The 16,903-nt window shown below is 72.1% G+C and carries 4 protein-coding genes; all 4 read left to right on the forward strand.

Annotated features, from left to right (window positions below; all coding sequences use genetic code 11):
- Positions 1-16: 16 nt before the first annotated feature.
- On the forward strand, positions 17-14,248 hold the full coding sequence (locus ACQ452_RS17765; RefSeq protein ID WP_433385998.1) for a hypothetical protein: 14,232 nt from the start codon (positions 17-19) through the stop codon (positions 14,246-14,248).
- A 106-nt stretch (positions 14,249-14,354) separates the two neighbouring features.
- Positions 14,355-14,684, forward strand: a complete 330-nt coding sequence (locus tag ACQ452_RS17770; RefSeq protein WP_433386001.1) for a YbaB/EbfC family nucleoid-associated protein — start codon at positions 14,355-14,357, stop codon at positions 14,682-14,684.
- A gap of 62 nt (positions 14,685-14,746) precedes the next feature.
- On the forward strand, positions 14,747-15,808 hold the full coding sequence (locus tag ACQ452_RS17775) for a hypothetical protein (protein WP_433386004.1): 1,062 nt from the start codon (positions 14,747-14,749) through the stop codon (positions 15,806-15,808).
- A gap of 48 nt (positions 15,809-15,856) precedes the next feature.
- Positions 15,857-16,885 carry a CE1758 family FMN-dependent luciferase-like monooxygenase gene (locus tag ACQ452_RS17780; protein WP_433386007.1) on the forward strand — a complete coding sequence of 343 codons (1,029 nt, stop codon included), beginning with the start codon at positions 15,857-15,859 and terminating at the stop codon, positions 16,883-16,885.
- The last annotated feature ends 18 nt before the right edge of the window (positions 16,886-16,903 follow it).

Here is a 16,903-nt window from a genome sequence, read left to right on the forward strand (position 1 = left end):
GGAGGAATAGGCGGTCGTGGCCAGCGTCGAACCGGTTCTTCCGGATCCCGCGAATCTGCGGGCCGAGGCCGCGGAGTGGGACGCCCAGGCCGACCGGCTCGTGCTGCTGGGCCAGAACGTGCTGGCGGCGGTCAACTCCACGGTCTGGTCGGGCCAGGCGGGTCCGGCGGCCGGTAAGGCGGCGAACGGCCTCAACGTCGTCCTCGGCCAGGTCGCCGACTCGGCGCGTTCCTGGGCCAACCAGCTCCGGTACATGGCCAACCAGACCGAGAAGCGGATCAAGGAGCTCGAGAAGCAGTTCATCATGGCGCTGGTCAGCGCCCTGCTGTTCTTCGTGATGCTGCCGCTGGACTTCTTCCTCATCCCGGCGGCGATCACCTGGCTGGCCGTCCAGGTGGTACCCCGGATCGTCAGCCTCTCCAGCGCGCTGGGGCGCATGTTCGTCGAGTTCCTCGCCGGGTTTGTCGTCTACGGCATCGAGGCCTTCGCCATCGACATGGTCGCCGAGGGCATCGGCGCGCTCGCCACCGACAGCACCTTCCACATCAACAAGTACGAAGGAATCAGCGTCGGGCTCGGTGCGCTGCTCGGCGGCCTGTTCTCGATCAACTATTCCGCGCTGCGTGCCATGGATGCGAACCCGGGCATCACCGACGTGCCGGCCACGCTGCCGTCCAACGTGGCCAGGCCGAATCAGCAGAGCACCGGCCTGCACAGCGTCCAGCGTCCCGGCACCGGCTCGGGCGACACGGCGATGCCCAACCTCAGCATGTCCGTGCGTCCGGCGCAGACGAATGTCGGCGGCCCGGCCACCGGGAACCTCGGCCTGGACATCAACGTCAACCCGTCCCGGGCGGTCAGCAGCACGGCCGTCAACCCGGAGACCGCGGCGAACATCTCTGGCAGGGTCGACATCGGGGGCGGGTCCCCCGGCGTCGCGGGCAGAGTGGAGACCCATGTCGCCAGTGCCGGCAGCGGTGCCGGGGTGCCGATGGCTCCGCAGGCCAACACGTCAGTTGTTCGTGGCAACCCCGCGGCGCGGCTGGACACCGACCGGCAGATCGACAGAGTTCCCTCGGTCGGCGCCCAGTCCCCACCGCCGACCAGCCGCCCGCTCCCCGTCGGGGACACCCCAGGCGGGTCACTTCCCTCGCCGGCCGGGCCGCACGCGATCGCGCCGGCCCGGCTCGACGCCGGCCGGCCCACCACCGCTCACGGCGAGCCACCGTCACCAACCGTGTCGTCGCCGGCCGGGTCGGCGAGTCGCGTCGACCCGCCGCACGGCTCATCGTCGCCGCTGCCGCCGACCCCGCACCTCGACGCGGGGAGCCCCGGCACGGGCCGGGTGGGCGCGACGCATCCGGTCGGCGAGCTGCCGGTCTCCGTGCGACAGGTCGATCCGGGAGTGACCGTGGGCGGCGGGCCGGACCCGGCGCGGGTGCAGCGCGTGTTGGACGACTTGCCGCGGTCACTGGCCCAGCCGACCCCGGGGCGCATGCCGATGACCCCCCACGATGTCTTCGACGGCGGCAAGGTCGCCAGCCCACCCCCGCACACCAGCGCCAGCGCCAGCGCCAGCGCCAGCGCACCGACGCACACCACCCCGCACCCCACCACCCCGCCCCCGCACGCCACCACCACCGCCCCAGCCGGTTTCCGCGCCGACGGGCCGCCCGGCGCGGAGGGGGCGCGGGCCGAGACGCCCGGCCCGGTGCCCGACGCCGCATCGGTCGGCCCCCGGGCGCCGGCTCCCGGCGAGCGGGGCACCGGCCCGAGCCTCCAGGCCGGACATGAGTCACCGGCGCCCAGCCGGGTCCAGGCCACCGAGCCGGGCGCGCCGGGCAACCTCCCGGAGGGCTCCCGAAGCACCCCCGCCAGCATCCGCAACGTCCCCGCCGAAACAGTGGCCCCCGCCAGCACCCGCAACGTCCCCACCGAAACGACCGCCCCCGCCAGCACCCGCAACGTCCCCGCCGAGGGGGCGCATCCGACGGCACCCGGCCGGCTGCCCACCGAGCACGGCAGCCCGCCAGCGACCCCACCACGCGACGGCCATCCCGGCGTGAGCAGCGAGCCGCTGGCCGTCGAGCGTACGGCGGCGGGTGCCAACGGCGGCCACGGTGTCGCCGCCCAGCCGGCGCAGCTCCGCCAGCAGCCCGGCGTCGCGGGCAATCCCGTCGACGCCCCTGTGCCCGTGGCGCCGGAGCTCCCCCGGGCAGTGGGCGGCCACCCCGGCGCACCCGCCGACTCCCGCCCCGGGCAGCACGGCGTCGGCACGGGCGTCGACGGTGCGGCGAGGGTCCGTGAAGCCCACGCGCTGCTGGAGACGGCGGCGAAGAACAACACCGTTCGGCACGACCGACTCGCCGAGGTGGGCGACGGCAGCGTACGGGGTGTGACCGACGGTGCGCGCCAGCGCGCCTGGCGATCCGAACGCCTCAGCGAGATGCGGCAGGACTTCTGGCCCTCGGTCAAGGGGATGGCCCTGCGGGAACTGGCACCGAACCCGGTGGCCGAGCACAACGCGCTGGCCGCCCGGCGGCTGGACCGGTTCGTCGACTTCTTCGCCGCCGAGGCCGGGGTGGCCCGGCACATCGACGAGATCCGGCATGGTGTGCACCGCGACTTCGGCCAGCTGCGCCACGGCGAGATGCAGGACGCGCTCGGGAAGGTCGCCGCCGACATCGCCCGTCGGGCCGGAATGGGGCCCAAGGAGACAGCCGCCCTCACCGACCGGTTCAGCAGCCGGTCACCGGGGAAGGTTCTCGAGGCGATCGACGACTTCCGGGCGGGCCTGCGCGCGCACCGGTCCGGGGAATCCCCCGAGGTGCGTTCTCCGGCGTTGGCCGTCGACCGGGACCGCACGCTCGCCGAGGGACGCGTTCTGCACGGCGACGACGAGCGGGCGGCGCAGAAGTGGGCCACCGGCCGGGACAAGGAGTTCCGCGCCCTCAAGCAGAAGTTCGGCGGGTACTTCGTCCGTGAGGCGCAGACGGCGTACGTCACGCATCCGTCTCCCCCACCCGCCTCGGTCAGGGAGGTGGACACCAGATACACCGCGGCGCTTCGTTCGGCGGCGAGCGCCGAAGGCCTGCGGCCCAACATCGCGGTGGAGTACGCGAAGGCGGAGCGGCATGCCGGATATCTGGCCGGGCGCTCGCGCGGGCCGGACGGGGAGCAACGTCTGTTCTCGCTCGAATCCCTGGGCGCAGAGAACGCGGCACGCTTCCGCGCGCAGCACGGCGCGGCGGTGGACGGCCTGTTCGACCGGACGTTCGGGCCTGTCATCGCCGCCGGCCTGGGTCCCCGGAGCAGGCAGTTCCAGCTCGCGGAGATCACCTTCGCCGATGGTCTACGCAACCTGCGCGCTCAGCTGGTCCAACAGGGGGTCGCCCACCACGAGACGGCCCGCCTGCACAAACACATCGAGCAGGCATACGCCGACGCGGCGGCGCGCGGGGTGGGTGAGGCCGACCGGGTCGCCGCGCTGCAACGGGCGCACGAACACATCCACGCCCGGGTCGCCGATCTGCTGCGATCCGGCGGGCACCTGTCGTACCGGGGGCCGGCGTTCGACGCGAAGACGCTGCGGCGGTGGGACTCGTTCGAGCGGGACATGCATGACCGGATTCCGCGCTACTTCACCGACGGGGCCGTCCAGGAGGGCCGGACAGCGGCGGGTTCGGCGCCGAAGCCGGTGGACGAGGTCCGGCCGCCGGCGACGCCGGGCGGGGGCACGCCTGGCGACGGGCCGGCCGCCCCGCCGGTGGCCGGCCATCCCGCGCTCGCCGACTTCGGCCGCCTGGATCCGCGCGCGATGGCGCTGGTGCCCGACGACGCGGTGAGCCGCCTGGCGGCGGCGTACGTGCGGGAACGCGCCGTCGTGGCACAACAGCCGCTGCCGGCCGGCGACGTCGCGGCAGACCTGGTACGGCCGGGCCGCTCACCGTCGGTGGAAGCGGGCGTGATCCGGTCCCACCTGCAAGGCAGCGGCGCGGGCATCACCTCGATGAGCGGCCGCACCGTCGTCCATGTGGACGGCACCCAGATTCCCGCCGACCGGGAGATCGTGGCAGCCGCCGCCAAGCTCTCCGAGCTGCCCGGCCGCCACCGGGTGGTGTTCGGCGCCGGCGTCGACCCGGAGGCGCCCCTGTCCGGGCTCACGCCGGCGGTACGGCCGCGCACCGTGGTGCACGCCCCCTTCCTCAAACCGGTGGAACAGGCGGCCCTGGCGGATCGGATCGGGCTGACCGTCGCCATGGCCGGGCCCCCCGAACCGGACCTGTCGGCTGCGGCGCGGGCGACACCTGTCGACGCGGAGGGTCGGCCGACGCTGCCGCACCTGGCCGCGGAGTGGCACATCCGCCCGTCCGGCGGGAGCCCCCGACCAGCGGCACCGGCCGGTCCCGGGCAGCCGGGCAGCCTGGGCTCCCGCCCGCTGTTCGACGGCTGGACGCGGGTGTCCGATCGGTTGGGTGTGTGGTTCCGGCCGCCGAACGCACCGATCGACCAGGCCGTCGACATCCGCGGCGGCGCCTACGCACGCGACGGCGACGTGGTCGTCGGCGTCAAGGGACAACCCACCCCGCCGTGGGTGGCCGCTGAGGCGGAAGCCTTCGCGCGGCAGTTGCCGCCCCGTGGCGGCGACCGGATCGTCTGGCTGGGCGGGCGCCCGGACGAAGCCGGCGCACCGATGCAGGGTCCGGTCAACGAGAGCCCCGACGCGGTCCGGCGGCAGAAAACCGAAGGTCAGCTTGACCTGCACAACACCGTGCAGATGCTCCTGGGGCGCGCGCGGGACGAATTCGATCCCGTCGGGGCGACCGGGAATGCGATGGTGCCGTCGACGCGGGGTTACGACGCCGTTCAGGAGGCGTTCCTCGCCGACGTCCGGGCCCTGACGAAGCGTTATCTGGGCGAGACCACCTGGCACGATCACTCCGACGTGGTCGGCTTCCAGGGTGCCTACCAGAAGCTGATCGACACCCACCAGCAAAGACTCGATGCCCGGGCGCTGTGGGACGAGCAGGCAGGTGCGGCCCGCGCCCGCGTCGACGAGGTGTTCGACCGGCTGTTGGCGACGGGCGACCGCACACGGTTGCTCGGCGTCCGGGACGCGGAGTCCGACACGGCGGTACGCGATGCGTTCTGGGAGCGGTACGAGGCCTTCATCACCCGGTCCCTGGACGACGTCGCCAAGGGCGACGTGGCGGTGCCGCGCGCTCCGGTTGCCACCGGGGGCGAGCCGACCCCCGAGCAGCAGATCCGGGAGCGTCTCGACACATTGCTGGACGTGGAGCTGACCCGGCGCGTCGAGCGCTACCTGGCGGGATGGGAAGCGGGTGCACACGGCGACCGTGTCGCCCTCGCTGTCACGGCCACCGACGACCTTCCCGTTCCGGCTGTGGTTCTCTCGGAACTGCGCGCCACCGCGCGCCAGATGGTCCGGCAGGAGCACGAGAGGCTGTTCGGCGCCGATGGTGACCTGAGCATGGAGCGGTGGTCGCCGGACGCGCCCGCGGTGGAGAGCGTCTGGGCGACGCGGCTGGACGAGCTTCTCGCGCCGAACCGGACGCTCAAGGTAGAGACAGACGTACGAGCGGCGTACGACCTGCTTGTCCAGCACGATCCCGGGTTCCTGAGCGCCGCGGCGAGGATCGACGTCGAGGCCGGCACAGTTGCCGCGGAGAATCCGTGGCGGCCCACCGGCGGCTCCGGGGCCGGCGCGGAATTCCGGCTACCCACCAGCGCCGGGATCGAGAGCGAGGTGAAGGCCCTCGGCTCCGTGGGTGCGGAGGCCAGGTTGGCGCTCGCGCATCAGATCAACATACGGGTCGATGAGGCGGTCGCCGCGCGAAATGCGGCACGCCGAGCGGAGGGTTTCACTCCCGACCTGACCGACGCCCAGCTCACCCGGCTGCGACACAGCGTGCGCGAACGCGCGGAGGCGATGGCGCAGGACAGGTTGGCCGACGTCACCGGCGACCGGGCCGAGACGCGGGTAGCGGAGTTCAGGTCGTCCTTCGACAGCCTGACCGGCGACCGGCTCCGGGCCGAACTCGACGAGATCGCCCGCGAGGGACGGGTCAGCGCCGCGCTCGACGACGTCATGGCCAATGAGCGGGCGCTCAACACGCTCGATGACGCGAACCGTTCCCTGGAGACCAGGTACTGGCCGCTCGCCGAGACCCATCTGGCGATCAGCCTCAAGCGCGCCCACGACGAGATCTTCCACGCCGCCGATCGTGGTGACGTGCCCCGCGTACAACTCGACGCCGAGTGGGCGGCCCGCAAGGACGCCTTCCGCGCCGACCTGCGGCGCCACACCGATCACCTGAGCGTGGCCGACACACACCTGCGGGCCGCCGCGGCCGAGTTCCAGGAGATCGAATTCGCCGCCTCGGCCCGTTCGGTCGGCTTTCAGCGCCCCGAGTACGTCGCCGAGGTGGCGGTCGTCCATCGCGAGGAGTTCCTCGCCGCTCACGACACCTCGCTGTCGCGAGCGGCGGACCGGCGGTGGTGGCTGGAGCGGGAGAAGGCGCACGGTGACGAGTTCGGCCGCGCCCTGAACGAGCGGCGGTGGAGAGGGCTGCGGGAGGAGCTGGGGTCAGCCCTGCGCCGAGAACTCGAGGCAGCGATCAGCCGGTTCCAGGTGTCCGGCGCCGACCTGCGGGAGCTGCAGAACGCCGCGCAGACCGTGTCGACGCGGTTCCTCAGCAGCCTGGACGACACGGCGAAGGCGGCGTCCGGGAGCGTCGAGGCCCTCGACGCCGTGCGGCAGCAGTACGCGACGCTGTCTCGCACCGCCGACGCGCACCTGACGGCGCAGCTGATGCGCCGTCGTGTGGCGGAGGTCGTGGATCGGGCGCTCGCCGAGGGGACGCCGGCCGGTCTCGGAGCGCACGCTCTGGAGCAGGTGCGCGGCTCCGTCGACGCGCTGAAGACCCACCTCGACGGTGCCCTACAGGGGCAGATCACCAAGGGCCTCCCGGCGGCACTCGGGACCGCGGAGCAGCAGAGCCTGCTGTCGCAGATATGGCAGAACGTCAAGGCGCCGGACCTGGTCGCGGCGACGGTGCCCGGCGTGGAGGCTGGCATGGCGGCCGACGCGGCAGCCGGCGCAGCGGCCTCCGTGGTGGCCGACGTACAGGCCCGGGTGGGCGCGCAGCTCGCGGGTCTGCAACCGGCGGCCTTCGCCGCCGGGACCGGGTTCGCCGCCGAACGCGCCAGGGCGGAGCAGAAGCTGGACCGCGCCCTGGCCGGGCTGTTGGACACGGTGCCGGCGGGTGACCACGTGAGCCGGGACGCGGCCACCACCGTCCGGAACAGGATCCTCGACCGACTCGATTCCCGGTATGCCCAGGGCTGGGATCACGACCATGCGGAGCGACACCGGGAGTTCCGTTCCGCAGTGGCGAGTCTCAGCGTGTCCATAGCGGCGACGAGGTGGCGCATCCGGGAGCAGCTGGCGCTGGGCGAGGATCTTGATCGCGCCGTCCTGCGGCAGATGGGTCGGATGGAGCAGAACCGGACGCCACAAGTGCAGATCCAGTTTGCCAGCGCACATTTCACGTCCGCCGTGCGTGACCTGTTCCGCTCGACCTATCCGACGGTACCGAGCCTCGCCGACCACAAGGCGTGGCAGGAACGCTATGCCAGAGCCATGGCCTCGTCCGACTCCTGGGCCAGCGTGTATCTGGTGAGAGCCCGGGCCGAGGGGATGGTTGTCGCCGGCCTGCACGGCGAGCGCCTCGAGCGGGCACGGCAGGCGGTCACGGGGGCCCTGACGCCGCTTCTCGGCCTGCGGGCGCACCTGCTGGCCCCCGGGGCGGTCGGGCCCGCCGAGCAGATCCGGTTGGTGGAGGAGGTGGAGGGCCGTCTCCCCGCCAGCGTGCGCAGTCCGGACGTGGTGGCACTGATTAATGTCCTGACGCAGTCGCTCCGGCAGAGCCCGGTGGCGGCCACCCGTCTGCCGACAGCACACACCCAGGCGGCCGAGGCGTTCGACAAGGCATTGAAACGGTGGCGGGAAAATCCGCCCACGACCATCGATCAGAGCGCCGATCATAAGGCGGCAGCCGCCCTCGTCCGTGAGCGGATTCTTGCCGATCTGAATGCGCTGCATGCCAAGGATTGGAACTTCGACCGCACCCGGTGGGCGACCACGCTCCGGGAAAGGTTGGAGCCGGAGGCGCTGCACGCCGCCATCGTGCCGTCGGCTCGACGGATCCAGGAGGAACGCGGGCTGTCCGACCTACTCGACCGCGACCTCAGGGACCAGCTTTCCAAGATCACGCCGGGCGAGCCCACCCATGAACACCTCGAGGCCGGTGCCGCCTTCAAGAAGACGGTGGACGATCTGTTCCACTCGACCTATCCGCAGATGCCCGGACCCCTCGATCACGGAAAGTGGCGCGAGCGCTACGACGAGGCGATCGGCTCGTTCCGTTCCTGGGTGCCGATGCACCTGCTCAAAACCGAACTCTCCGCCAAGCTCGACGCCGACCTGGGCCGCGCGATGCAGGAGATTCCACGCCGGGACTGGATGAACGACGAACTGCAGAATGCCGCCGACACGTTCCGTCGAAAGGCCCAGCAGCACCTAAGTGAACGCACCGCCCCCGGGAAGTCCTACATCGCAGCAGACGTGAAAGAGATCAGGGAGTGGTACCAGGCGCACGCCGAGACGCTCTCCGGATGGCTCACGGTCCACGTCCGCGGCCAGCTCGTCCACGCACACGTGCATCAGCAGGCCCGCCGCAACGGCTGGCATGCCGAGGGTGAGAATCCCCGGCCGCACCTGATCGCCGCCCTGACCGGAAGCGTGGAGGAGGTGCTCTCCCGCTACCAGACCATCAGCCGCAGCGCACTGAACGCGACCTGGGTGGACGAAGAGGCACTGGTGACAGAGATCAGTGCGCGGTTCATCGCGCACCTTCCGGGCAGGCCCAACCACCATCTGGGCCGGATCCGCGAGGCGCTGCGCAACGACCTGGTGCGTGCGGCGGCAGAGCGTCCGGTCCTGGACGAGGCCGCCGGCAGGGCCGAACGAGCCGCGCTCGAGCAGCGCCTGCGCGAGATCGTCACCAACGACGCCGCGGGGGCTGCCTTCCGCGATGCCGAACTGGCGCGCTTCGACGCCGCGTACGCCGAGGACTGGAACTTCGACCGGGCGCCGTGGTGGCAAAGCTTCGAGCACAATGTCGCCAACCGGGACACCTGGAGCCGCTCGTTCGAGCTCCACGAGCAGTTGGTCGCCGACGCGCGGCGCAACGCGAACGAGGCGCTGACAAGGATGACCATCAAGGAAGGTCAGGAGACCGCCGCGGACGCCGCGGTCGGCCACTTCACCGACGCGGTACGGCAGACGCTCGGAGCGCCAAGCCACCACTTCACCGACAGCCTTGCGGCGCAGTGGCGCGAGAAAGCCCGCTCGCTGACCGAAGGGGTGGACTCCTGGCTTGCCGTAGACATGCTCGGGCAGCAGCTACGGCAGGACGTCACGCGGATGGTGGACCAACGGCTGCGGGACGAAGCCCGGTTGTCACCAGCGGAGCGCACGGCAATCACCCGATCGGTCGACGGCGAGGTGGAGAAGCGCATCGCCAATGTGCTGACGCTGCCCGCGACGCTCGGCGAGGCGCCTTCCGCACGGCTCTGGCCCCGCCTCGAGAAGGCGGAACAGCATCGCCTGGCGACGTTCCTTACCTCGCATCTACAGCCGCGCGCCCCGCGTGGGAAGGACCATCATCAGGTGCACGCCGCCGTACGCGAGGGGGCGGCGGACGCCGTCTGGTTGCTTGCGGCCGAACCGGTCCCGGTGCCGACGGGCGAGTCCGCGCGCGATGCACTGCGGCGGCGCCTGGAGCGTCACGAGGAGTTGCGTGACGGCCCGGCCGGCGCCGCTCTCCTGAACCACATCCTGGCCGACTTCGACGCCCACAGGCCACGGTGGTGGGAACTGGATGACCGAGCCTGGACCAGGAAGCTACAACAGCACCTCGACGGCGCCTCCGCTTGGAAGGCGACCCACGAGCGCAGGTCGGCCGCGCTCGCCCGGATCCCGACGAAGGTCGACGAGACCACGGCGCTCGTGCTCGCCCGGCAGCCGGAGTTGACCCGGCCGGCTGCCGAGGAAGCGGCCGCGGCCCTGCACGCCAAAGTCGTTGATCACTTCGAGAGGGCGTACCCACGGCTCGAGCGATTCACCGAGGACGACGCGCGCACGTGGGACCTCCGTCTCGACGGGTTCCTCGTGACCGCGGACGCCTGGCTGAGCACACACCTGATCGGCGGACGGGCCAGGGCGCTCATCGAGGATCTGGCGGTGGACGATGCGACACGTGGGCATCTCACCGCCGCCGTCGACGACGTGCTCCGGCCGTTGCTCGACGTGGGGCGGCCGGCGCCGCTTCCGTCCCTCGGGGTCGCCGAACAGAAGTCTCTGGCCCAGGAGATCGGTGCCGCCGTCGTCAGGGTGGCCGGCGTCGCCGACGGACTGCGCACCGATCTCCTGCGCTCGGTGGCCACGAACCCGATCTCCGTATCCGGAAGCTCCGGTTTCGTCGCCGAACTGGCGGTGGTGACCACACGGGTCGACGACGTCACGGCCAAGCTGGTGGCCCGGTTCACCGGCCCGGATGCTGCCGCCGCCCGACAGGCGGCCGGCGACTTCGCCGCTCTGCTCCGCAGTGACGCCATCCAGCGCCGCGCCAAGTCCTGGCACTTCGACCGCGCCGACTGGGAACGACACGTCGCGGGCGAGTTGTCCGTCGCGGACGCGTGGATCCAGTCCCGCGTCGCCGTGGCGGCACGGCGCGGGCCGGCCGACACCAGCCAGCACCCGGCGTCGGAGCGGGCCTTCCTCGACATGGTGACCACGGCGTTGCGGGAGCACCACGTCAAGGTGAACCAGGACGCCGCCGGCGGGTCGCGGGCACCGGGCCGATCGGAGCCGCCCTGGCCGGACGTCCTCGCCGGGCACCTGACCCGTGCGGACGGCTGGGTCAGGTCGCACGCGCGCAAGGCGGCGGCCCGCCTCGCGTTCGCCACGCTCATCGACCACCTGATGGCCGTGGCCCGGCTGCCAGGCACGGGTCCCGGCGTCACCGATGCGGAGAGCGCGGCCATCAAGCAGGACCTACTCACGATCTTCGATCGACATGTCGCCAAGAGCGAGGAGTTCGGGGCTGCCGAGCATCGCGCCTGGATCGTTTCCCGGGATCGCCTGCGGACGGCACTCGACCGCCACCTCTCCGACCGGCAAATGGTCGCCTCGCTCACCACACTGGCAGACCGGGCCGTCAGCGAGCATCGAGCGGCCTGGCGCCGGCAGGTGGTCGACGAGTGGGAGTTCGCCCAGCTCGACGAGCTCGCCCGGCGGTTGACCGAAGACCTCGCGGGCCTGCTCCGCCCCATCAGCACCAACCGGGGCGAGGGCGCCTTGGCCGACGCCGTCGGCAAGCGGTTGCACCGCACGGCCGAGTGGGTCGGTGCGGGCGAGATCAGCCGCTCCGTCCGCGCGGTTCACGACCGGGTACGGGGCCAACTCCTGGACATGATCCGCAAGCGGTACCCGCAGCCCGCCGGGCAGATCACGGACGGGCAGCGCCCCGGCCGCCCCGGTCCTTCCTCGCCGCCGGCGAACCGGCCGGACCTCACCACGGACTTCCACCACCGTGTCCTCAGCGGGGATTTCAGCCAACACCAGGGAGAAGTCCTCGACGACTTCCTCCGTCGCGCCGGCGAGGCGTTCGACCGGAGTGACAACGACCCCGCGCGGCACAACACCTACCTCGAGCTCATCCGGGAGTTCCGGCTACGCTCCGAATTCGCCGACCAGGTGGCGGCGATCCGGCGACGGCTCGGCGGCCTTTCCGCCCGGTGGACACGGGAGAACCCGGAGACCGCCCCTCGGTTGGCCGCCGAATGGGAGTCGGCCGCCCGGGGGCTTGCCGAGCAGGCGTTCTCGGCCGCGGCCTTCGAGATGGACCGCCCACTGGCCGCGGCACGGCTGTTCGAGTCGCGGTACCGCGATCTGGTCGATCGACTCAGAGGGCACGAGACCGCGCTGGCCACCGCGAAGTCGCGGGGGGCCGCGGCCAACCGCGACTTCGCGGAGGCCGCCGAGGCGTGGCAGGCCGCCGAGAGGGTGCTGCTGGACGCCACCGCTCGCGAGGTAGCGCGGCGGTCGTACCTGGACTTTGTCGACGCGCACTCGGAAGCTGTCGTCGGCCGGCGGGGGGCAGCGGCCCTACGGCACATTCTGAACGGGGCCGGAGTCCACAGCGTCTTCGTGGCGGGCCTGCCGCCGTCGTCGTCCGACACCGTCACCGACGACGCGCGGGCGGTCCTGCTGGGCCTGCGCGACCGTCTCGCCGAGCCCGGGGCCGCGGAGTGGCTGCACCGGCATCTGGCGACGATCGTCCGGGAGTTGCCCGGCCGTGAGGAACTGGGGCAGCGGCTGACGGAGGCGGTGGCGACAGTCCTGGACGCCGGGCGCGCAGCGCATCCGCATGTGGACGGGGAACAGACCGAGGCTGTCCACGCCTTCATAGACCGGGTGACCCGCTCCGATTCCGTCCTGGCCGGGCTGCACGCCGACGCGGCCGCCTTCCGGTACAGGCGAGAGGACGTCGAGCGGCTGCTCGAACAGCGGCAAGGCCGGATCAAGAAGACCGTCGAAGCCTGGCTGGCGAACCCCGACCTGCGCACGTTGTCCGACTCGCCGACTGGCCGGGCGGTGCTGCGTGAGGTGAGGCCCGGGCGGCTGCTCGATGCGGTGCTGCCGATGGCCCAGACCGTCGACGCCGACGCGCTGCGGGCCCTGTGGGGGTTGTTGGACGCGGTGCCGGGCCCGTACGACGACCGGCGGGTGGTCCAGAACGTACTGGCGTTCGCCCTTCAGGTCCGGGAGACCGTCGATCAGGCCGTGCGTCAGGCGACCTTCGGGATCGACGGGCTGCTGGGTTCCGTTGACCCCGCCGACCGAGCCAAGATCTGGCAGGCCGCCCGCGCTGGAACGGCCGACGCCTGGCTGGCGGCCCACGCGGCCGGATTCGCGCCCGAGACCACCCTGGCTGTCCGGGCCGAGCTGGCCGCACGGATCGAGGACGAGATCGGCCTGCTGCACCTGAGCAGTCAGCTCTCCGGCGGCCCGGACGAGGTGCGCGGGAGTCAGTGGGCCGCGGAGATCCAGGCGTTGCGGACCCGTTACGCCCACTACCTCCATAACGGCACGGCGCCGACGGAGACGCCCACTGTGCCCAGGGCCGTCGACTGGACGGGCGCGCCGACCGAGGTTCGGGAGCGGATCGAGGTTGTCCGCGGCCGAGCGGAGGCGACGGTACTGGCGGCCCTGACCCGGGTCGACCGCGATGTCGACGAGGCGACACGCCAGAGGTTGACGGACGAGAGCACCGAGCTGCTGGACCATGCGTTACACCGGGCGGTGGCGAGCATGCGACGGCTCCGATTCGCTCCGGCGGCGGTCGCGGCCGGAGCCGACGGACTCGCGACGCTGACTGAGGCCCTGGCGGAGACCGTGCCACTGCGGCTGTTCCAGGACGCACAACTGGCACGGGAGGCACGCCGGGCGCGGCGAACCTTCGCCGACCTCCCGGGGGCCGCTGGCCCGGCGGATCCGGCACGGCAGGCGTTGGCGGAGGAGTTCATCCAGGAGTGGCTCATCCGGTTCGACCAGTTCTTCGGGCAGCCCGGGGAATGGCTCGCCGGAGTGCACAGTCCCGGCGCCGGTCGCACCGAGCGGCTGCGACTGCTGGCACGGGCTACGGGCGCGGCAGCTGCGACCGACGATGCGCGGCCGGTCGGCGTCGGGGCCCTTCCGCCCACCGACTCCGGTCCTGCCGAGGCCCTTCCGCTCGTCGATGCCGGCTCCACCGAACTGGCGCGGCGGTTCCTCGCCGAGCCGGACGCGGAGGTACGCAACCGCCTGCTGATCGACCTCGTGCGTACGGCCGACCGCGGCGTGCTGGCCGTCCTGCCGCGCCTGGTCGACCGACTGGACGCGCCGACCTCGCTGGACGTGGCCGCCGCGCGGGCGCTGGATCTGGTGCACCGGGTCGTCCTGGGCGAGCCGGTCGGCACGAGCCGGGTGCCTGCCTGGCTCAAGGAGATACCCGGTGACATCAAGACGATGCTGATGGAACGGGTGCTGGAGCGGGCGCGGGACGACCCGTCCGCGACGGAGACGCTCACCCGGCTCGGTTACCTGATCATGGACTGCTGAGCGCGCGGGGACATGGTTGTCGTCCCCACATGGAGGACTACAGCGCCTCGGCCGCCCGGTGGCAGGCTGACGTGGGTCGAGGCAGGTCGAGGGAGATGAGGGTGCGGTGACCGATCCGGGTATGCGAGAGGCGTTGGACCGGGCGACGAGCATGCGGGCGGAGATGAACGCCATCCGCGACCGGATGGCCGACGCCGAGCTGGTCGGGTCGGCGGCGGGCGGTGCGGTCCGGGTTCGGGTCAACGCGATCGGCGAGTACCGGTCGGTTCGCATCGACCCGGAGGTGTACGAGGCGGGCCGGGAAGAGGTCGAGGACGCTGTGCTGGCGGCGCTGCGCGACGTTACGGTACAGCTGCGTGAGATCGGGGAACGCCGAATGTCCGACCTGCAGGATGTCTTCAACGGCATCGCCCCGGGTTTCATGCCGCCGAGGTGAAGATGCCTCCGCGGTGCGCGTGTCAAGCGATGACGGCCGAGAGCCGGTGAGCCGGGGGTCTGATGCGGGTGGAAGACGTCTCCGGTACGGACGCCCATGTGGTGGACCTGCTGGCCCTCTACCATCTCGACGCGCTCGACCGGCATAGCGGGGAGCAGGTCGCCCGCCATCTCCAGTCGTGCCCGCAGTGCCGGGCGGCGGCGACCGAGGTGTGCGAGACGCTCGGCGCGCTGGCCCTGCTCAGCGACGATCGGGAGCGCCTGCTCAACCTGTACGGGGCGCTGGGAGCGGCGGCGCCGCCGGCCTTTCCGGCCCGGTTCGCGCCGCAGGAGCCGCCGCAGGAGCCGGCCGGCACGCCTCGCGATGAGGCCCCGGAGACCGACCGGCGCCGGTTCCGGTTGCGACGCGGTGGCACGGGCGCGGGCATCCGGGAGGAATCCGCCGCCGCTGGAGGCCGGACGGGGCGCAGAGAGCCGGCGCAGCAGCGGGTCGCTCCCCCACCGGTGGCACCGGTCCGGGAGCCCGCGCCCGTCCGCGAACAGGCCACGCCGTCGCCGAAGCCGGCCGCCGAACGACCTGCCGCGCGCCCCTCCCGACCCAGCTTCGACCGCCCGCCGGACATCCAACGTCCTGACAACAACCAACGCGCCGAGTCTCCACGCAAGCGCCTCGGCTTCCGGCGTGCCGTCACCGTCGCGGGCCTGAGCGCTCTGCTTCTGCTCACCCTCACGGTGGCCGGGTTCTCGGCGAAGGCCCTGCTCGACCCGCCGGCCCCGGCAGTGCAGACGGCCACCGTCCGCACCGCCGTCGCCTCCGCGACAGACCAGGACTCCGGCGCGACCCTTTCGGTACTGCTCACCGAAGACCGCGACAGGGTCACCGTGCGGGCCACCCTGAGTGGCCTGGACAAGGGCGTCGGCTACCGGCTCTACGGTTACACCTTCGACGGCCGGCAGCGACCGCTGGTCAACTGGACCGGCCGGGCCGGCGTGCAGGAGGTCGACGGTGAGCTGCCCGTCGGCATCGCCGATCTTTCGCACTTCGCCGTCACCCGCGGCACCCGGATCGTCGTCACGGCATACCTGCCCCGCGACGTGGGTACGACGGCTACTCCCGGCCGATGAGCCGGGCCGCGATCTGAACCGGTCGCTGGCCCCGTTCGTCTGGGGGGTATGCAGATCGGTGTCTACAGTCTCGGCGACCGCACCCCCGACCCGGTGACGGGCCGGGTGCCGACGGAACACGAGCGGCTATACAACACGGCACGGATCGCCGAGCACGCCGAGGCGGCCGGGTTCGACGTCTTCGCCGTCGGCGAACACCACACCCCGTCGTACGCCGTGTCCGCGCCGGCCGTGCTGCTGGGCTATCTGGCCGCGCGAACAAGCCGGTTGCTGCTCTCCACGGCGACGGCGCTGGTCACCACCAACGACCCGGTCCGCGTCGCCGAGGATTACGCGACCGTGCAGCATCTGTGCGACGGCCGGTTGGACCTCATGCTCGGGCGGGGCATCTCCGGTTCGGTGTATTCGTGGTTCGGCCGCGACGCCGACGACAGTCACCGGCTGGCCGCGGAGAACTACCGGCTGCTGCGCCAACTGTGGGACGAGGACACCGTCGACTGGTCCGGCGAGTTCCGTACGCCGTTGCGGGGTTTCACGGCGGTGCCGCGACCGCTCGCGGGCCGACCGCCATTCGTCTGGCACGCGTCGGTTGCCAGCGAGGAGACCGCGGAACTGGCCGCCGCCCATGGTGACGGCTTCTTCGCCAACCACATCATGTGGCCCTGGCAGCACACGGCCCGGCTCGTCCGGACCTTTCGCGAGCGATACGCCGCGCACGGTCACGGCACCGCCGAGCAGGCGGTCGTCGGGCTCGGCGGACATGTCTTCGTCCGGCCACGGTCACAGGATGCGGTGCGGGAGTTCCGGCCGTACTTCGACAACGCGCCCCTCTACGGCCACGGCCCCTCGCTGGAGGAGCACATGAGCACCACACCGATGACGGTGGGCAGCCCGCAGCAGATCATCGACGCGGTCCTCGGCTACCGGGAGTACGTCGGGGACTACCATCGTCAGCTCTTCCTGATCGATCACGCCGGGCTGCCGGTGGCCACCGTGCTGGAACAACTGGACATCCTCGGTGCCGAGGTGCTGCCCACCCTGCGGCGAGAGCTTGCCGACGGCCCCCCGCCGGCCTGATTCGCCGCTCGCCGGGCG

The sequence above is a fragment of the Micromonospora sp. KLBMP9576 genome, assembly GCF_050941805.1.
In the GTDB taxonomy this organism is placed as follows: Bacteria; Actinomycetota; Actinomycetes; order Mycobacteriales; family Micromonosporaceae; genus Micromonospora.